The following is an 18,593-nucleotide window of genomic DNA, read 5'->3' as shown; positions in this document are numbered from 1 at the left end:
TCGCTCGCGGTCAGTCGTGCGGTCGGGGTTCCTCGCCGAGGGCGTCGCAGGCGTCGTCGTACAGGGCGACGATCTCGCGGCGCACCTCGCGGCGCTCGGTGATCGATCCGCTCGGCCACGCGACGCGCAGCTCCTCCGGCAGGCCCGCGCGCGTGATCTGCCACACGCCGCCGTCGCCATCGAGATCGGTCATCACCGCGGCCGTGATCGGAAGATCGGAGGGCGATGCGAACGCGCGGGCGATGAGCATGTTGTCCGCAGCGTGGTCGTCGTTCATGTGGTGGAGGATCGCTGCGACCACGTCGCTTTCGAAGATGTGAGACACGTGATTACTGTACGTCTCCCGGGAGGAGGGCGTCAGGATCAGGGGTTGAACGGATGCGCGTTCTAGACTCTGTGCATGCACCTTCTCTCGTCGCGCCGCTGGCGTGCTGCCGCCGCTGGCGCCGCCGCCCTCGCGCTCGTCCTGACCGGATGCTCGTCGGAGGAGCCCTTCTCGTACACCCCGCCCGCCCAGGTCGACCAGTCGTTCTCCGAGGAGACCACGGCCCAGATGCAGGCGGCGGTCGAGAACGCGATGGCGAAGACCGGCAGCCCCGGGGCGATCGTCGGCGTCTGGGTGCCCTGGGCCGGCACCTGGGTGAGCGCGCTCGGCACGCAGTCGGTCGAGGATCAGACCGAGGTCACGACCGAGATGTCGTTCCGCATCGCCGACACGACGCGCATGATGACCTGCGATGTTCTTTACCAGCTCGCCGATGAGGGCGTGCTCGAGCTCGACGCCCCGGTTCCCGACTACGTCTCCGGCGTCGCGCACCTCGCCGATGTCACGCTGCTCGACCTGTGCAACGGCACGAGCGGCGCCGGGTCGTCCGAGTCGGCGGTCAAGGGCATGTGGCTGAACACCCCCGAGCGCGTCTGGTCGCCGCTGGAGCTCGCATCCTTCGGCCTCGGCCTCGACCCCGTCGCGCCGCAGACCTACCGCGACTCCGACTCCGCCTACCTGCTCCTCGGGCTGGCACTGGAGCGCGCGACCGGCAAGAGCGCGTCCACGCTGATCGCCGAGTACGTGGCCGAGCCGCTGGAGCTCCCCGGCACCTCGCTGCCGAGCGCGACGGCCGCCAAGCCAGGCACGAACCCGATGAGCGGCAATTACCTGCCGAGCATCGAGGGCGGGTACAACTGCACCGCCCCCATCGACATCACGACGATCTCCTCGAGCATCGGTTTCACGGATTCCGGTGCGGTCTCCACGATCGACGATCTCGGACGCTACGTGCAGGCCAGCGCCCGGGAGGCGCTTCGGGCCGAGGATGCCGCCCCCGCGCGCTTCGCGAACCCGCTCCCCGTCTCCGAGAAGGCGGACTCCTGGTACCAGGTCACCGGAGGAGCGTTCCTCGTCGGCCCGCTCATCGGCCAGCACGGATGGACCCCCGGCTACGCGACCTCCGCCTACTCCGACCCGGAGACCGGTTTCACGGTGGCGGTCGTGCTGAACAGCTCCTCGGCGGGCTCCGCGCCTGCGGCATATCTCGCCTGGGAGCTGGCGGCCATCGCCTCGAAGGCCCCGGCCGCCGAGGGCGAGACGGCGCCCGAGTTCGGCCTGCCGTTCACGGCCGAGAAGTACCACGAAGCGATCTCGAACCTCACGGTCTGCGCCACGCCGCCCGCTGCGGAGTAATCCCCGGGGTCGCCCCTCTACGGTGGGGGCATGTCCTCGACGGAGAAGTCAGACCGGGTGCGCCGGATCGTCGTCCTCGTGACGGTGGCGGGCGCGGTGATCGCCGCGCTGTTCGGATCGGGGCTGCTCGGCGGAACCCCGATGCCGGAAGTCGCCGGCGGCGCCTTCGCCTCGGATGCGACGGTGCTCGCACCGGCGGGCATCGCATTCTCTATCTGGTCGGTGATCTATCTGGGGCTCCTCGGCTATGCGATCTGGCAGTCCGTGCCGGCGCAGGCCGCGAAGCCGCGCCATCGGGCGATCGGCTACGGGGTCGCGGCATCCGCCCTGCTCAACGCGGTCTGGATCCTGTGCGTTCAGGCCTGGAGGATCGCCGAGTCGTTCGTGATCATCGTCATCCTCGTGGGCGTGCTGCTGATGACCTTCGTGCGCATCTGCCGGCGCCCGCGCCGGGGAACCGTCGCGGAGATCGTCCTCATCGACGGGACGGTGGGCCTGTACCTCGGGTGGGTGACGGTCGCCGCGGCGGCGAACTTCGCGGCCTGGCTGGCCTCGATCGGCCTGGATGCCTGGGCTCAGGCGCCCGGGACGGGCGGCGTCATCGCGCTGAGCGTCGCGGGGCTCATCGCACTGTTCACCGCCTGGCGGGGCGGACGCTGGGCACCGGCCCTCGCGACGGCGTGGGGCCTGGTCTGGATCTCCGTCGCTCGCTGGACCGATCGTCCCGAGGCCCCGGCCGTGGCATCCGCCGCCGTCGTCATCGCCGTCATCGCGCTCGCCGTCACGGCCTGGCGCTACCGGGCCCGGCTCGCCCCGGCGCCGGCAGCGGGCTGATCCTCAGTCGAACGGCCAGCCGGTGTACGCCTCGGCGAGGTAGGTGCGGCCCGCCTCGGAGTCGGTGACGGAGCGCAGCTCGCCGAGCTGGCGGCGGCGGTCGAACTCGTTGTGCTCGGGCAGGGAGTGCAGCATGGTCGTCATCCACCAGGAGAAGTTCTGCGCCTTCCAGATGCGCTGGAGCGCCTTCTCGGCGTAGCCGTCGATGAGGCGGGGGTCGTTCTCCAGAAGCAGGGCGTTGAGCGCCCGGGCAAGCAGCACCACATCGGCGATCGCGAGGTTCATGCCCTTCGCCCCGGTCGGCGGCACCGTGTGCGCGGCATCGCCCACGAGCGCCGCGCGGCCGCGATGCAGCGAGGACGCCACGAAGCTGCGGAAGCGCAGCACATCGCGCTGGAAGATGCGCCCCTCCTGAAGCGTGGTGCCGGGCACCCGCGCCTGCAGGGTCTCCCAGATCTCGGCCTCGCTCAGGGCATTCGGGTCGGCATCGGGATCGCACTGGAAGTACATGCGCTGCACATCGGGGCTGCGCTGGCTGATGAGGGCGAAACCGCTGTCGGAGTTCGAGTAGATCAGCTCTTCGGCGCTCGCCGGAGCCTCGCAGAGTATGCCGAACCAGGCGAACGGATACTCGCGGAAGTAGCCATCGCGCGATGAGCCGGTGATCGCCGGTCGCACGACGGAGCGGGAGCCGTCGGCGCCGACGACGAAGTCGGCTTCGACCGTGAACTCGGCGCCCTCGGCATCCGTCGCGATGACCCGGGGGCGATCTCCGTCGACATCCTCGACGCGGGACGCCGTGACTCCGAAGCGCAGGTCCTGGCCCGCTCCCAGACGCAGGGCCAGCATGTCCTTCAGCACCTCGTGCTGCGGGTAGAGCCAGACGCTGCGTCCGACGAGGGAGGGGAAGTCGATGCGCCGGCCCTCGCCCTGGAACCGCAGCTCGATGCCTTCATGGCGGTCGCCGACCGTGTGCACGCGGCTGTTCGGATCGATCGCGGTGAGCAGATCGACCGTCCCCTGCTCGAGGATCCCGGCGCGGATCGTGGATTCGATCTCCGCGCGCGAGCGCTGATCGACCACGACGGATTCGATGCCGGCGTCGGCGAGCAGGTGCGAGAGGACGAGGCCGGCCGGGCCGGCACCGACGATGGCGACGCGGGTGCGGATGGTCGCGGTGGAGGATGCTGCGGTGCTCATGTCGTCTCCTTCGACGGGTGGATGCTGTGCACCAGTGTGCATCTCCGCGGGCGCTGCGCCTGCAAGATTCCCATTGAATGGAATCAGGGTGCGGAGCGCAGGTCCTGCTCGATCGCGCCGGCAGCGCTCGTCAGGGCGTTGACCGCGGGAGTCGTGGCCGCCGCGCGGGGGAGCACGACCGAGAGGGCGGCGATCACCTGGCCGTGGTCGCGCACCGGCACCGCGACCCCCGTGGAGACCGCCTCGATCGAGCCCGGCGCGATGACGTGCCCCCGCCGCCGGATCGATGCGAGCAGGGCCCGGAGGGTCTCGGCATCCGTCACCGTCTCGGGGGAGACGGCTTCCAGGTGGCCGTGGAGGATGCGCTCGCGGATCTCCGGGTCGGCATGCGCGAGCAGCACGAGGCCCGAGGAAGAGGCATTGAGCGGGAGGCGGCCCGCGATGCGCGTGATGTTCGCGCCGGCCTCGGGGTGCGAGAGGCGCTCGAGGAAGAGCGCCTCCTCATGCTCGAGGACCGCGAGCTGCGTGTGCTCGCGGATCTGCGCCTGCACGCGCTCCATGTGGGGGAGCGCGGCCTGACGCAGGCGGAGTGCGCGCGAACCGCGCAGCGCCAGCTCCCACAGACGCATGCCGAGGCGCACCCGGCCCTGCTCATCGCGCTCGAGGAGGCCGGCCGCGACGAGGTCGCCGACGATCCGGTGCGCAGTGGAGGAGGGCAGACCCGTGCGGCGGGCGATATCGGTGGAGGTCTGCACCGTGCGGTCGTCGCCGAAGGAGTCGAGCACGCGCACGATGCGTTCGGTCATCGATTCTCCGGATCGGGAGTTCGCCATGGGGCTAGCATCGCACGCAGCATCCATGTATTATCGTTGGCACCCCAACGATTCCGATTCCTCGGAAGACTTCTCCGGCCCGGCCGGAACGATCGAAGGAGATCTGATGCAGTTCTACCGCGACGGCTACCGCCCCGGAGACCCCGACATCCAGCTCGCGGCACCCCAGGTCGCCGAACGCGGAGACGCGTTCCCCGACGAGGTCGACGTTCTCATCGTCGGCACCGGGCCCGCCGGCACCGTGCTCGCCGCCCAGCTGGCGCAGTTCCCCAACATCACCACCCGCATCATCGAACGCCGCGAAGAGCCCCTGCAGGTCGGCCACGCCGACGGCGTCGCCTGCCGCACCGTCGAGATGTTCCAGGCCTTCGGCCTCGCCGATGCACTCGTGCGCGAGGCCTATTGGGTCAACGAAGTGCGCTTCTGGGGTCCGTCCGACGACGACCGTCAGAAGATCACCCGCACCGGCTGGGTCGAGGACACCCCCGAAGGCCTCAGCGAGTTCCCGCACGTCATCGTCAACCAGGCCCGCATGCAGCAGTACCTCCTCGAGCACGCCGCGAACTCGCCCAGCCGCCTCGAGGCCGACTACGGCATCGAATTCGTCGGCTACGAGATGAACGACACCGACCACCCCGTCACCGCGACGCTGCGCCGCGCCGACGGCAGCGAATTCACCGTGCGCGCGCAGTACGTCATCGGCTGCGACGGCGCACGCAGCAACGTGCGCCGCGCCCTCGGCATCCGTCTCGAGGGCGACGCCGCCAACCACGCCTGGGGCGTCATGGACGTGCTCGGCGTCACCGACTTCCCCGACTGGCGAACCAAGAACGTCGTGCAGTCCGCCGGCAAGGGCAGCCTGCTGATGATCCCCCGCGAGGGCGGCAACATGGTGCGCTGCTACGTCGACCTCGGCGAGGTCCCCGCCGGAGACAGCGACATCCGCAAGAAGACCGCCGAGGAGCTGCGTCTCGTCGCGAACGAGATCCTCCACCCGTACTCGATCGACGTGAAGCAGGTCGCCTGGTCGAGCGTCTACGAGGTGGGACAGCGCGTCGCCGATCGTTTCGACGATCTCGCCCCGGATGCGCCGGCGGATGCCGTGCCGCACATCTTCGTCGCCGGCGACGCGTGCCACACGCACAGCGCGAAGGCCGGCCAGGGCATGAACGTGTCGATGCAGGACGCCTTCAACCTCGGGTGGAAGCTCGCCGCCGTTCTCGAGGGACGATCGGACGCCACTCTGCTGCGCACCTACTCCGAAGAGCGCCAGGCCATCGCCGTCGACCTCATCGAGTTCGACAAGTACTGGTCGGCCTACATCGCCCAGCCGGCGCTCGACCCCGAGCACCCCGAGCGCGGCGGCGTCTCGCCGGCCGACATGCAGGCCGAGTTCGCCCGCCAGGGCCGCTACACCGCCGGTCTCGCGACGAAGTACGCCCCCTCGACACTCACCGGGACCGACGTCCACCAGCAGCTGGCGACCGGTTTCGAGGTCGGCACCCGGTTCCACTCCGCGCCCGTGCGCCGCGTCGCCGACGCCCGCCCGCTGCAGCTCGGCCACTCCCACACCGCCGACGGCCGCTGGCGCATCTACGCCTTCGGCGACGAATCCGGAGTCGCCGTGCGTGAGCTCGCGGCCTGGCTCGGCGACGACGAGAACTCGCCCGTGCGCGCCCTCACCGCAGCCGGCGCCGACATCGACAGCCTGATCGATGTGCACGCGATCTTCCGCGGATCGCACCACGATATCGACGTCACCGCGCTGCCGGAGATCCTGCTTCCCATGTCGGGCCCGCTCGGGCTGCAGGACTGGGAGAAGGTCTGGGCCGCCGATCCGAAGGACGACATCTTCGCGGCGCGCGGCATCGCCGCAGAGGGCGCGATCGTGATCGTGCGCCCCGACCAGTACGTCGCGAACGTGCTGCCCCTGTCGGCGCGCGACGAGCTCCGCGACTTCTTCCAGGGGGCCCTGCGGCCCGTGGCGGCGACCGCCGCGGTCTGAGCGTCGGCGCCGGCCGTGCGCCGGCGCCGACAACGCTTGAGAGGATGGATGCCGTGATGACCATGGCCGATCTCCCCGAACCGCAGCGCCACGTCGGAAACCTGATCCGACGGGCGCAGCAGCTGCACCTGTCGACCTGGTCGCGGGTGGCGTCGAACGAGATCACGAGCGCGCAGTACAGCATCCTCGCCGTGCTGGACCGTCTCGGCGAGGCGAGCCAGCGCGAGCTGTGCGACGAGGTAGACCTCGACCGCTCCACCGTCACCGACCTCGTGCGGCGCATGGAGAAGGCGGGTCTCATCGCCCGCCGCCGCGCCGACGGCGACGCCCGCCGCAACGTCGTGACGCTCACCGCGCACGGCGATGCCGAGCGCGCGCGGCTCGTTCCGCTCGTGCACGAGGTGCAGCGCGAGCTCACCGCGAACCTCGGCGACGCCGAGACGGCCGCGCTGTTCCGCGGGCTGTGGGCGATGCTCGAGGCTTAGGCGGCGCCGTCCGCTGCCTCCGTCTCGCGCTTCGTGCCGCCCTCGCCGTCGCTGCCCGGCACAACTCCGGAGATTCTGCGCAGATGCGCGTGATCCGGGCGACACAGGCCTGGTGGGGGACGAATCTCCTGAGTTGTGCGAGGGGGCGGGCGCTCAGCGCGTGAGGCGTCGGCCGATGATCTCCTTCATGATCTCGGTCGTGCCGCCGAAGATGGTGGCGACGCGCGAATCCAGGTAGTCGCGTGCCACCGGGTACTCCCGCATGTACCCGTAGCCGCCGTGCAGCTGGAGCGCGCGCTGGATGACCCGCTGATGCAGCTCGGTCGTCCACCACTTCGCCATCGCGGCCGTCACCTCGTCGAGCGCGTGCTCGGAGGCATCCAGGATGCATCGGTCGATGAACGTCTGCGTCACCTCGATCTCGGTCGCGAGCTCGGCCAGGTAGAAGCGGTTGGCCTGGAAGTCGGCGACCCGCTGTCCGAAGGCTTCGCGCTCGGTGGCGTAGGCGAGGGCCTGCTCGAACGTGGCGCGCATGCGCGCCATCGAGGTCACGGCGATGCTCAGGCGCTCGATCGCGAGATTGCGGCGCATGTTGGTGAAGCCCTGGCCCTCGCCGCCGAGCACGTTCTTACGCGGGATGCGCACATCGGCGAAGGAGAGCTCGGCGGTGTCCTGGGCGGCGAGGCCGATCTTCTTCAGGGGGCCGCTGCGGGTGAACCCGGGGGTGTCCGCGTCGATGATGACGATGCTGATGCCGGCGCGGCCCGCGGCCGGGTCGGTGCGAACGGCCACGACGAAGAAGTCGGCGAGCAGTCCGTTGGAGATGAACGTCTTGGCGCCGTTGACGATGAGCTCATCGCCATCGGGGATCGCGGTGGTGGCGATCGCTGCGAGGTCGGAGCCGGTGCCGGGCTCCGTCATCGCGATCGCCCCGACCTTCTCTCCGGCGAGCATGGGGGCGAGCCATGTCTGGTTCTGCTCGTCCGTGCCGAAGTTGATGAAGTAGGGGGCGACGAGGTCGTTCTCGCCGCTGATCGACATCGACACGTCGGTGGCTCCCGCGCGGGCGAACTCCTCGATGATGATGGCGTTGAAGCGGAAGTCCTCGACGCCGCCGCCGCCGAACTCCTCGGGCGCAGTGATGCCGATGAGCCCGGTCGCCGCGGCTTTGGCGAAGAAGGTGCGGTCGACGAGACCGGCTTCGCTCCAGGCATCGATGTGCGGCACGACCTCCTTCTCGACGAAGCGGCGGACGGTGTCGCGGAACTCGTCGTGCGACTCGTCGAAGATGGGGCGAGGCAGTGCAACAGTGGCCATGCCCAGATCGTATTGAATCTCAATCATTGAATCAAGCAATCAATGGAAAGAAGTGTCAGTTTCAATGATTGACAAATCCAATGAGTTTGTGGTGTGGTGTCTTCACAGTAACCCGCATCGTCGCGGGTACCCGAGAGACAGTCACGAAGGAGTCACTGCCCATGCGTCGATCACGCCTACTTTCCGTCGCTGCGCTCGCCGTCGCCGGAGCGCTCGCGCTCAGCGGATGCAGCGAGGGCACGCCCAGTGGCGATGCCGCACCGTCGGCCGCGGCTGAGGGGGATCTCACCCCGATCACCGTCGGCCTGCTCACGATCGCGCCGGCCGCGGCCGTGCAGTACGGGATCGACGAGGGCATCTTCGAAGAGCACGGCCTCGACGTCACGACACAGATCACCCAGGGCGGGGCTGCCATGCTTCCGGCGGTCTCGACGGGGCAGATCGACTTCGGCGTCGGAAACCCGCTCTCCGTCCTGGTGGCCGCGAGCCAGGGCGTCGACGTCCGGGTCGTCAGCGGATACTCCTTCTCCAATGCCGAGGGCGACGACAGCAACGCCGTGATCACGAAGGCGGGTTCCGGCATCGACAGTTGGGGCGACCTCGAGGGCAAAACGGTATCGGTCAACGCGATCAACACGCAGGGCGACCTCACGATCATGGAATCCGTCGAGGCGGACGGCGGCGATCCCGCCGCGGTGAAGTTCATCGAGATCGCTTTCCCCGACGCGCTCGCGCAGCTCGACAAGGGCAACGCCGACGCGGTATGGATTCCCGAGCCGTTCCTGGCCTCCGCTGTCGCCGATCCCGCGAAGTACGAGGTGCTCGGCTACCCGAACCAGAACACGATCCCCGGCCTGCCCACAATGGTGACGTTCACATCGGCCTCGGTCGCGGAAGACACCGAGACCGTCGAGAAGTGGCGCGCGGCCATCAGTGAAGTGCTCCAGGCCACGATCGACGACCCGGACGGCTTCGCCGCCACCATCTCCGAGTTCACGGGGATGCCCGCCGATGCTGCCCAGAAGCTGCGTCTCGAGGTGCTCACGGGCGACCTCGATCCCGACCTGATCGTGCAGCTGAGCGGCCTCGCCTCCAAGCACGGCTTCATTGCATCGGAGCCCGACCTCGACACGGTCATCGTTCCGTGATCCTCGGAGGTCGGGGCGCACGCCCCGGCCTCCTCATCACGCTCACCGCGACCCTGCTCCATTGAGCCAGATAAAGGTACTCCGATGACTTCCTCTCCTCCGGTGGACACGGCGACCCGCGCCGTCCGTGTCTCCGCCGCTCGGCGCCGCAAACGGCGTTCCCGACCCCGCTACCTGCTGCTCGGCATCGCCGGCGTGCTGACCTTCTTCCTCATCTGGGAGATCGCATCGCGCACGGGAATCGTGGACCCGGTCTATCTGCCGCCGGCGAGCACCGTGCTCGTCGCACTGGCATCGAACGCCACCCTGACAGGGTTCTGGGCGGCTGTCGGTCAGACGGTTCTCTCCTGGTCGCTCGGCATGCTGATCGCGATCGTCGTCGCCGTTCCGCTGGGCATCGTGATCGGCCTGAGCCCCTTCCTGCGCAAGGCGACCCGTTCCCTCGTGGAGTTCCTCCGCCCGATCCCCTCGGTCGGCCTGATCCCGCTCGCGGTGCTGCTGTTCGCCGTTCCGCTCCAGCAGAGCCTGCTCATCATCGTCTACGGGGCCTTCTGGCAGATCTTCATCCAGGTGCTCTACGGGGTCGCCGATGTCGACTCGGTGGCGATGAGCACAGCTCGCAGCTACGGCTTCACCTGGATGCAGCGTGTGCGCGACGTCATCCTCCCCACGGCTCTGCCCTTCCTCTTCACCGGCGTGCGTCTGGCGGCAGCGGTGGCGCTGATCCTCGCGGTCACCGCAGAGCTCGTCATCGGAACGCCCGGTCTCGGGCGCGAGATCGCGCTGTCGCGCGAGGCCGGGCTCTACGCCTCGACCTATGCGCTCGTCCTGGCGACGGGGCTGCTGGGCGTCATCATCAACGGCGGGGTGCGCCTGCTCGAGCGCCGCCTGCTCTCATGGCACCAGTCGGTGCGCGGGGAGGTCATCGCATGAAGAAGCCCCTGATCGCTCTCGCCTACGCGCTGGGTCTGCCGATCGTGGTCATCGTCATCTGGTGGGCGGGAACGCTCAACGCCACGAGTCCGTTCGTGCCCAAGCCGGTGCAACTGGTCCAGACGTTCTTCGCCACGTGGTTCGGCGAGCGCTTCGTCACCGATGTGCTGCCGAGTCTGAGCAATTTCGCCGTGGGCACGCTGATCGCGATCGTCGCGGGATGCCTCATCGGAACCGTGATCGGCCTCAGCCGCGATCTGCGCGCGTTCACCGAGCCGATCTTCGAGTTCTTCCGCGCTGTTCCGCCGCCAGTGCTGATCCCGGTCTTCGGCCTGCTGATCGGCGTCGACGATCGGATGAAGGTCGCCGTCATCATCGCGGGTGCGATCTGGCCTGTTCTGCTGAACACCGTCGAGGGGGTCCGGGCCGCCGACGCGGTTCAGACCGACACGTGCCGTTCCTACGGGATCTCCGGCATCGCGCGTGTGCGCTTCCAGATCCTGCCCTCGGCGGCGCCGTACATTCTTGCGGGCGTTCGCCAGGCGCTGCCGATCGGAATCATCCTGATGGTGATCAGCGAGATGTTCTACTCCTCGGCAGGTCTCGGCTTCTCCATCATCCAGTTCCAGCGCCGGTTCGCCATCCCGGAGATGTGGTCCGGCATCCTGCTGCTCGGCCTCATCGGTTTCGCCGTTTCGATGATTTTCACCCTTGTAGAGCGCCGTCTGCTGCGCTGGTATTTCGGACTGAAGGACCTTGAGAATGCTTCCTGAGAACAACGCCCCCATCCCGCGCGGCCGCACTCTTCCGCCGGAGGAGACACTCCTCTCGGTGCGCGGCCTGCAGAAGATCTATCGGACGGATTCCGGAGATGTCGAAGCCGTCCGCAATCTGACCTTCGATCTCGGCAAGAACGAGCTCGCGTGCCTGGTGGGCCCATCGGGCTCCGGAAAGACGACGCTGCTCAAGTGCATCGCCGGTCTTCTCGAACCCACCAGCGGCGACGTGATCCTCGATGGGAAGGCGATCACCGGGCCCCCGAAGAAGATGGCGGTCGTCTTCCAGGAGTACGGGCGCTCGCTGTTCCCCTGGCTGCGGGTGGCCGAGAACGTCGAGCTGCCGCTGCGCAACGCGGGAGTCCCGAAGGCCGAGCGCACCCGGCTGGTCGATGAGGCGCTCGAGAACGTCGGGCTCGCCGAGGCGCGGGCGTCTTATCCGTGGCAGCTGTCGGGCGGCATGCAGCAGCGCGTGGCCATCGCCCGCGCCATCGCCTATCAGCCTGAGGTGCTGCTCATGGACGAACCGTTCGCGGCGGTCGATGCGCAGACCCGTGCCGATCTCGAAGATCTCGTGCGCTCGATCCAGAAGCGCCTCGGGATGACGGTGCTCTTCGTCACGCACGACATCGACGAGTCCGTCTACCTGGGCACGCGTGTCATCATCCTGTCGTCGTCGCCGACCGTGGTGCAGGAGGACCTCGTCGTCGATCTGCCGGAGACTCGCGATCAGCTCGAGACCCGTGCACTGGCGCGCTTCACCGAGCTGCGCCACCATGTCTACGAGCAGATCCAGCGCGCCAAGAGGGGCTTCCGGCCTGATGTGACCTCGGTGCGGTGAGCGGCCGCGCGGCTCGCGCTGCGCGAGCCCAGCCGGTGCTCACGCCCCGGCTACTGAGCGCCCTGGGTTTTCTGGGGATGGCTGGGGCGCTGTCCACGGATCTGTATCTGCCGGCTTTCCCGAGTCTGCGCGCCGAACTCGCGGTGAGCGTGCCGGTGGTTCAGCTGACGCTCACGGCGTTCCTCGTCGGCTCGGCGTTCGGGCAGTTCTTCATCGGGGTCGTCTCGGACGCCTTCGGGCGGCGTCGCACGCTCCTCGTCGCGCTCGCCGCATTCGTCGTCCTGAGCTTCTCGGCGGCGGCGGCTCCGAGCATCGAGGTGTTGATCGGGCTGCGGTTCGCGCAGGGGATCTTCGCCGCGGCGGGGTCCTCGCTCGCCCGGGCGATCGTGGGGGACCTTGCGCGCGGTGATCGTGCGGCGCGGGGGATGAGCATCCTCATCGCGATGATGGGCCTGGGCCCTGCTGTCGGGAGCCCGCTGGGCGCGCTGCTTTCCGAGTGGGGTGGATGGCGTGCAGCTCTGGCCGGGCTGGGCGCGATCGCGGTCGTGATGCTGGCGGTGGCGGGACTGGCCGTGCGCGAGTCTCTGCCGCAGGAGTTGCGGCATCCGGCCCTCGTCGGCGCGCTGGCCCGCAACGTGCGCACGTTGCTGCGCGACGGCCCCTACGTCTTCTTCGCGCTGTCGTTCGCGTTCTCCTACGGTGCGCTGATGGTCTACATCGGTTCGTCGTCGTTCATCGTGCAGGGCGTTTTTCGCGCGGATGCCGTCACCTATGCCCTCACCTTCTCCGCGGGGTCCGTGAGCTACGTGCTCGGCGCGCTGGTCAATGCGCGCATCGTGCGCCGAGCGGGGGTGGTGCGGGCGACGGTGCTCGGGCAGGGGGTGGCGACGCTCGCCGCGGTTCTCCTGGCCGTCGCGACGCTGGCCGGGGTGATGACGATCGTCGTCTGGGTGGTGCTGGTGTGCGTGTTCACGGCGGGCGTGGCTTCGAGCATGTCGAACGCGTCGGCGCTGACGATCGGCCGTGCTGCGGGCGTGGTCGGGGCCGGCTCCGCGGTGCTGGGTCTGCTCCAGTTCACGTGCGGGGCGCTGGCGACCGTATGGGGTGGGTTGTGGGGAGTGGGCACGGCGCTGCCGACGACCCTCGGGATGCTCGTGATGATCATGGCAGCCGTGGTCTGCTCGGCTCTTGCCCGCGCTCTCGTGCGGCGGGCGTGAGCAGGGTCGGGCGGTTCAGGCGGGGAAGGCTGCGCGGCGGAGGAGATCGGTGAGCATGTCGCGCTCGGAGCTCGACCAGCCCGCGTGCAGTTCTTCCTCGGCGCGGGCGATGACGCGTGCGGCCTCGGTGTGCATGGTGCGGCCCGCCGGGGTCGTGGAGACGACGTTCGTGCGGCGGTCGCGGGGGTCTGGCTCGCGGGTGACGAGGCCGCGGTCCTGGAGGCCGTCGACGAGGGCGACCACCTGGCTGGGGTCCAGGCGCAGGTATTCGGCGATCTCCCGCTGGTTCATGCGGATCTCGGAACGGGCGAGCGCCAGAACGGCATAGGAGCGCACTTTGAGATCGAACTCCGCCAGCGCTGCGTTGGTCGACGCGGTGGCGACCGCATTGGCGCGGGCGAGGAGGAAGTTGAGATCGGCGACCAGGGGGCCGCCGTCGAGCATCGGCGTTGGGGAATCGCTCATGACCTAATTCTAGTCAGAAGAGAATCTCAATAGTTGACGAATCCAATGATTATGTGATCTGATCATGTCACCTACGAAGGAGTAAGCATGACGCTTGAAGGCAAAGTCGCCATCGTCACCGGATCCGGCCGTGGTCTCGGCCTGGCCTACGCCCAGGAGCTCGCACGGAACGGAGCATCCGTCGTCATCAACGACGTCGACGCGCAGACCGCAGCGGATGCCGTCGCCACGATCGTCGACGCCGGCGGCAGAGCCACCGCGGTGGTGGCGCCCGTCGGATCGACGGAAACGGCGAAGGCTCTCGTGCAGGCCGCTGTCGACGAGTTCGGCGGCCTGGACATCCTCGTCACCAACGCCGGCGTGCTGCGCGACACCGTGCTGTGGAAGATGAGCGACGAGGACTTCGACCTCGTCATCAACGTGCACCTGCGGGGCACGTTCACCTGCGTTCGCGAAGCCGCCACCTACATGCGCGAGAACGGCGTCGCCGGCCGCATCATCACGATCGGCTCGCCCACCGGGCAGCGCGGCAACTTCGGACAGACCAACTACGCCGCAGCCAAGGCCGGCATCGTCGGCATGGTTCGCACCTGGGCGCTCGAGCTCAAGAAGGCCGGCATCACGGTCAACGCGATCATCCCCGTCGCCGCCACCGCCATGACCGCCACCGTGCCCTACTTCCACGCAGCGGTCGAAGCGGACCGCAACGGCGAGCCGATGCCCGAGTTCTTCCGCAAGGACGTCGGCTTCGGCGGTGCCGGTGACGTCGCACCCCTGGTCGCCTACCTGGCCTCGGATGCAGCATCCGCCATCACCGGTCAGGCGATCGGCGTCGGCGGCGACCGCCTCCAGGTGTGGTCGCACCCGGAACCCGTCGCCACCGAATACGCCGATGGCGGCTGGAAGATCGAGGATCTCCAGACCCGCGGGGCCGAGCTGTTCGTCGCCAGCATCCAGCCCGTCGGCGAGAAATTCGCACCGCTTCCCGACGAGCTCCAGCCGCCCGCACCGGCGAAGTAGCATCCGATGACGCGCTACGAACCCGCGATCGACCTCGATCAGATCGAGGCCATCGATGTGCACGTCCACATCGAAGACGACGGCCACGGGCACAACTCCCTGCCGGACGACCTCTCCGAAGCGGCATCCAGGTACTTCTCGACAGACGGCCCGCGCCCCGACCTCGACAGCGTCGCGGCGTACTACCGCGAACGAAGAATGGCCGCCGTCGTCTTCACCGTCGATGCCGAGACGTTCCTCGATCACCCTCCCGTCTCCAGCGAGGAGATCGCCCGGGGCGCGGCCGACAACGCCGACGTCCTCATCCCGTTCGGCTCCGTCGACCCGAACCGCCCGGATGCCGTCGACCGAGCCGCGCGACTGATCGAGGAATCCGGAGTCCGAGGCTTCAAGTTCCACCCCACGGTGCAGAACTTCGACCCCAGCGACGAACAGCACTACCCGCTGTACGAGACGCTGCAGGACGCCGGTGTCGTGGCGCTGTTCCACACCGGGCAGACCGGAATCGGCGCAGGCATGCGCGGCGGGCGCGGGCTGAAGCTCGCTCTGTCGAACCCCATGCTGCTCGACGGCGTCGCCGCCGACTTCGGAGACCTGCAGATCATCATGGCCCACCCCTCGGTGCCCTGGCAGGACGAAGCGCTCTCGGTGGCGACCCACAAGCACAACACCTGGATCGACCTGTCGGGATGGAGCCCGAAGTACTTCCCGAAAGAGCTCGTCCGATACGCCAACTCGCTGCTGAAGAAACGCATCCTCTTCGGCTCCGACTTCCCGATGATCACCCCCGACCGCTGGATGGCCGACTCCGAGCACGCCGGTTTCAAACCGGAAGTGCTGCCCGGCATCCTCAAGGACAACGCCGCACGGCTGCTCGGCCTGTCCTGACCCTCCCGTCCTCGAAGAAAGGCCCATCGCCATGACCACCACCGTCGCCTACGCCGATCTCCCCACCCTGGTGGGCACCGAACTCGGACCATCCGAGTGGATCGACATCACCCAGGGCCGGATCAACACCTTCGCCGACGCGACGGACGACCACCAGTGGATCCACACCGATCCGGAACGCGCCCAGGCCGGCCCGTTCGGGGCGCCGATCGCCCACGGGTTCCTCACCCTGTCGTTGCTCATCCCGCTGTGGGAATCGCTGCTCGACGTCGAGGGCGTGACCACCAAGGTCAACTACGGCCTCGACAAGGTGCGCTTCGTCTCGCCCGTGAAGGCCGGCACCCGGGTCCGCGCCACGGCCGCCATCGCCGAGGTCACCGAGATCCCCGGCGGCTACCAGTTCGCCGTCGACGTGACGATCGAGAGCGAAGGCGGCACCAAGCCCGCCGTCGTCGCACGGAGCCTGCAGCGCTTCTACGCCTGAACAACAGAAGACACCCGCACGCAACAAGGAAGTCGCAACGTGGAAAATCAAGGTCTGGGAACGTGGATCGAGCGTCGACGCATCAAGTCGGCCGGTGAGACAGCGATCGTCTACGGGGACATCTCGTACACCTATGACGAGTTCGCCGACAGGATCGCCCGATTCGCCAACGCGCTGCAGGAGCGCGGAGTCGGTGCGGGGAATCGCGTCGCCTACGTCGGCGACAACCATCCGGACTTCCTGACGACCTTCTTCGCGTGCGGATCGCTCGGAGCGGTCTTCGTCCCACTGAACACGCGGCTGGCGGCCCGCGAGCTGCAGTTCCAGATCCAGGACTCCGGGGCGGCGGTGCTGGTGCTCCATCAATCGCAGCGCGAACTGGCGCGAGCCGCCGCCTGGGAGACCGCCGTCGTGCACCGCATCGTGATCGACGGCCCCGCAGAACTGCCCCCGGTCGAATCGATCGATGACGTCCTCGCAGACACCCCCAGCACCGTGCTGCCCTCCACACCGGTGACCTTCGACGACGCGGCCATGATCCTTTACACGTCCGGAACCACCGGGCGGCCCAAGGGGGCAGTGCTCACACACGGCAACCTGACCTGGAACGCCCTGAACGTCATCGTCGACTACGACGTCACCTCGACCGATGTGTCGCTGATGATCGCGCCCATGTTCCACGTCGCATCCCTCAGCATGGGGGCGCTGCCCGGGTTGCTGAAGGGCGGAGCGCTCGTGCTGCACGAACGCTTCGACCCGGCCGCGGTGCTCGCAGCCGTGCAGGAGCACGGCGTCACCGGGCTCTCGGGCGTCCCCACCACTTATCAGATGCTCGCGGAGCATCCCGCCTGGGCCGAGACGGACATGTCGACGGTTCGCCGCCTGACCTGCGGCGGATCGAGCATCCCCGACCGCACCGTCGACGCCTTCGAGCAGCGCGGGATGAGCTTCTCGATCGGATACGGCCTGACCGAGACGGCCCCGGGCGCCACAGCGCTGCCGGCTCGCAAGTCGGCCGCGCACGTGGGATCCGCCGGCCTCGCGCACTTCTTCACCGAGGTGCGCGTGGTCGATGATGCGGGCCGCCCGGTCGATGCCGGGGTCTCCGGAGAGATTCAGATCGCCGGGCCGAACGTCATCACCGAGTACTGGAATCGCCCTGATGTCGCGGCGGAGGCATGGGACGGCGCGTGGTTCCGCTCCGGTGATGTCGGGCACCTCGATGATGAGGGTTACCTCTACATCAGCGACCGGCTCAAGGACATGATCATCTCCGGCGGGGAGAACATCTACCCGGCCGAGATCGAGCAGCTCATCATGGGGCTCGCCGAAGTCGCATCCGTCGCGGTCATCGGCGTGCCGGACGAACGATGGGGAGAGGTGCCCCTCGCCGTCGTCATGCCCGTGCCGGGCAGTGCGATCACCGGGGACGAGATCATCACCCATGTCGCACCGCAGCTGGCGAAGTACAAGGTGCCGAAGGGCGTCGTCTTCGTCGACGAGCTGCCGCGGACGGCGAGCGGCAAGGTGCGCAAGGTCGATCTGCGCGCGAAGTTCACGTCGCTGCCGGTCTGATCCGGGACGGGCGGGGTCGGGCTGGACTGGGGCCAGCCCGACCCCGCCCACGTGCACAACTCAGGAGATTCTGTGTGGGTCGGGGTGATCTGGGGTCGCGCGACGTCGTTTCGGGAAGATTCTCCTGAGTTGTGCGCTGCGAGGCGGGGTGGGGCTCGGCGGGCCGAGGCGGGGTGCGGGGCTCTCGTCGAGACGAAGGCCGCATCGTCGGGAGGTAGCCTCGAGACATGTCGTCTTCCCTCACTTCCTCGGCGTTGCCGTGGGTGCCGCTGACCGCTGAGCAGGTAGCCGAGGCGCTCGGCGCGGCGGATGTGCGCTGGTGGCTCTCCGGCGGCGCGGCGCTCGATCGTGTGCTCGGCCGGCAGATCCGCGAGCGCACGAACATCGACGTGAGCGTCGTGGCTCGTGACCTCGCCGCGCTCGTGGCGGCACTTCCCGAGGGGCTCAGCGCGTGGGCGCCGGGTGCGGGCGATGACGACGACGAGCTCATCCCGTTCGCGGAGGCTCCGGCCGACGCGGATCTGCAGCCGGTCCTCGTCCGTGATGATGCGCAGAACGTCTGGGTTCTGCAGATCAACGCCGAGGATGGCGCGCCGCGCGCGTGGGTGTACAAGCGCGACCCGCGGTTGACGCTGCCGTGGGAGCGGGCGGTGATCGATGTCAATGGCATTCCCACGGGTGCGCCAGAGGTGCAGCTCGTCTGGAAGGCGCTGCGTCCGCGCCCCGAGGACACGATCGACAAGGATGCCGTGCTGCCGACCCTCGCGGAAGAAGCCGTTGCGTTCTACGAGACGGCGCTGCTGCGCATCCACCCGCACTCGACGTGGTCGATCCACATCCGCAGCCCGTTCGCCCCCGCGAAGGCCAGCTGGAACAAGAAGAAGGCCTGAC

General features: G+C 68.5%; 19 protein-coding genes. 14 read left to right on the top strand and 5 right to left on the bottom strand.

The window, feature by feature from the left end:
• Positions 1–10: 10 nt before the first annotated feature.
• A complete protein-coding gene (locus ACWAUG_RS07155; protein WP_460801998.1) occupies positions 11–325 on the bottom strand; it encodes a DUF2470 domain-containing protein in 315 nt (104 codons plus the stop codon).
• A 75-nt stretch (positions 326–400) separates the two neighbouring features.
• On the opposite strand from ACWAUG_RS07155, the gene ACWAUG_RS07150 reads away from it, so the two are divergent.
• Complete coding sequence (locus ACWAUG_RS07150) at positions 401–1,681, top strand: serine hydrolase domain-containing protein (RefSeq protein ID WP_460801997.1); 1,281 nt, start codon at positions 401–403, stop codon at positions 1,679–1,681.
• Positions 1,682–1,711: 30 nt separating this feature from the next.
• Positions 1,712–2,515, top strand: coding sequence for a tryptophan-rich sensory protein (locus ACWAUG_RS07145; RefSeq protein ID WP_460801996.1), 804 nt, complete (start codon positions 1,712–1,714; stop codon positions 2,513–2,515).
• Positions 2,516–2,518: 3 nt separating this feature from the next.
• On the opposite strand, the gene ACWAUG_RS07140 is transcribed toward ACWAUG_RS07145, so the two are convergent.
• Together ACWAUG_RS07140 and ACWAUG_RS07135 are read right to left on the bottom strand one after the other, a co-directional pair.
• Positions 2,519–3,715 (bottom strand): 4-hydroxybenzoate 3-monooxygenase, encoded by a 1,197-nt coding sequence (locus tag ACWAUG_RS07140; RefSeq protein ID WP_460801995.1) that lies wholly within the window; start codon positions 3,713–3,715, stop codon positions 2,519–2,521.
• Positions 3,716–3,798: 83 nt separating this feature from the next.
• A complete protein-coding gene (locus ACWAUG_RS07135) occupies positions 3,799–4,521 on the bottom strand; it encodes an IclR family transcriptional regulator (protein ID WP_460801994.1) in 723 nt (240 codons plus the stop codon).
• Positions 4,522–4,654: 133 nt separating this feature from the next.
• On the opposite strand from ACWAUG_RS07135, the gene ACWAUG_RS07130 reads away from it, so the two are divergent.
• A complete protein-coding gene (locus ACWAUG_RS07130) occupies positions 4,655–6,553 on the top strand; it encodes an FAD-dependent monooxygenase (protein ID WP_460801993.1) in 1,899 nt (632 codons plus the stop codon).
• A gap of 56 nt (positions 6,554–6,609) precedes the next feature.
• The gene (locus ACWAUG_RS07125) at positions 6,610–7,038 is read left to right on the top strand and encodes a MarR family winged helix-turn-helix transcriptional regulator (protein WP_460801992.1); all 429 of its coding nucleotides are present in this window, start codon (positions 6,610–6,612) and stop codon (positions 7,036–7,038) included.
• A gap of 153 nt (positions 7,039–7,191) precedes the next feature.
• Here ACWAUG_RS07125 and ACWAUG_RS07120 read toward each other — a convergent pair whose 3' ends face one another.
• Entirely contained in the window at positions 7,192–8,355 is a 1,164-nt protein-coding gene (locus tag ACWAUG_RS07120) for an acyl-CoA dehydrogenase family protein (protein ID WP_460801991.1), read from the bottom strand.
• A 161-nt stretch (positions 8,356–8,516) separates the two neighbouring features.
• Between ACWAUG_RS07120 and ACWAUG_RS07115 the strand changes: the two genes are divergently transcribed.
• The 5 genes from ACWAUG_RS07115 to ACWAUG_RS07095 all read left to right on the top strand — a co-directional run bounded on the left by ACWAUG_RS07115 (position 8,517) and on the right by ACWAUG_RS07095 (position 13,270).
• On the top strand, positions 8,517–9,503 hold the full coding sequence (locus ACWAUG_RS07115; RefSeq protein WP_460801990.1) for an ABC transporter substrate-binding protein: 987 nt from the start codon (positions 8,517–8,519) through the stop codon (positions 9,501–9,503).
• Positions 9,504–9,587: 84 nt separating this feature from the next.
• The gene (locus ACWAUG_RS07110; protein WP_460801989.1) at positions 9,588–10,436 is read left to right on the top strand and encodes an ABC transporter permease; all 849 of its coding nucleotides are present in this window, start codon (positions 9,588–9,590) and stop codon (positions 10,434–10,436) included.
• On the top strand, positions 10,433–11,209 hold the full coding sequence (locus ACWAUG_RS07105) for an ABC transporter permease (protein WP_460801988.1): 777 nt from the start codon (positions 10,433–10,435) through the stop codon (positions 11,207–11,209). The genes ACWAUG_RS07110 and ACWAUG_RS07105 overlap by 4 nt, the downstream gene beginning before the upstream one ends.
• Entirely contained in the window at positions 11,199–12,053 is an 855-nt protein-coding gene (locus tag ACWAUG_RS07100) for an ABC transporter ATP-binding protein (RefSeq protein WP_460801987.1), read from the top strand. Before ACWAUG_RS07105 ends, ACWAUG_RS07100 begins: the two co-directional genes overlap by 11 nt.
• Positions 12,050–13,270, top strand: coding sequence for a Bcr/CflA family efflux MFS transporter (locus ACWAUG_RS07095; protein ID WP_460801986.1), 1,221 nt, complete (start codon positions 12,050–12,052; stop codon positions 13,268–13,270). The genes ACWAUG_RS07100 and ACWAUG_RS07095 overlap by 4 nt, the downstream gene beginning before the upstream one ends.
• A gap of 15 nt (positions 13,271–13,285) precedes the next feature.
• On the opposite strand, the gene ACWAUG_RS07090 is transcribed toward ACWAUG_RS07095, so the two are convergent.
• On the bottom strand, positions 13,286–13,735 hold the full coding sequence (locus ACWAUG_RS07090) for a MarR family winged helix-turn-helix transcriptional regulator (RefSeq protein ID WP_460801985.1): 450 nt from the start codon (positions 13,733–13,735) through the stop codon (positions 13,286–13,288).
• Between the two features lie 87 nt (positions 13,736–13,822).
• Here ACWAUG_RS07090 and ACWAUG_RS07085 point away from each other — a divergent pair, with 87 nt between their 5' ends.
• The 5 genes from ACWAUG_RS07085 to ACWAUG_RS07065 all read left to right on the top strand — a co-directional run bounded on the left by ACWAUG_RS07085 (position 13,823) and on the right by ACWAUG_RS07065 (position 18,592).
• A complete protein-coding gene (locus tag ACWAUG_RS07085) occupies positions 13,823–14,755 on the top strand; it encodes an SDR family NAD(P)-dependent oxidoreductase (RefSeq protein ID WP_460801984.1) in 933 nt (310 codons plus the stop codon).
• Between the two features lie 6 nt (positions 14,756–14,761).
• The gene (locus ACWAUG_RS07080; protein WP_460801983.1) at positions 14,762–15,643 is read left to right on the top strand and encodes an amidohydrolase family protein; all 882 of its coding nucleotides are present in this window, start codon (positions 14,762–14,764) and stop codon (positions 15,641–15,643) included.
• A gap of 31 nt (positions 15,644–15,674) precedes the next feature.
• Positions 15,675–16,127: a MaoC family dehydratase gene (locus tag ACWAUG_RS07075; protein ID WP_460801982.1), complete on the top strand. Its 453-nt coding sequence runs from the start codon at positions 15,675–15,677 to the stop codon at positions 16,125–16,127.
• A gap of 39 nt (positions 16,128–16,166) precedes the next feature.
• On the top strand, positions 16,167–17,702 hold the full coding sequence (locus ACWAUG_RS07070) for an acyl-CoA synthetase (RefSeq protein ID WP_460801981.1): 1,536 nt from the start codon (positions 16,167–16,169) through the stop codon (positions 17,700–17,702).
• A 227-nt stretch (positions 17,703–17,929) separates the two neighbouring features.
• Positions 17,930–18,592 (top strand): nucleotidyltransferase domain-containing protein, encoded by a 663-nt coding sequence (locus tag ACWAUG_RS07065; RefSeq protein ID WP_460801980.1) that lies wholly within the window; start codon positions 17,930–17,932, stop codon positions 18,590–18,592.
• Position 18,593 lies beyond the last annotated feature (1 nt).

The sequence above is a fragment of the Microbacterium sp. GXF6406 genome (assembly GCF_054798215.1).
The sequence above is the reverse complement of the archived record's forward strand: the minus strand, read 5'-3'. Positions and strand labels throughout refer to the sequence as shown.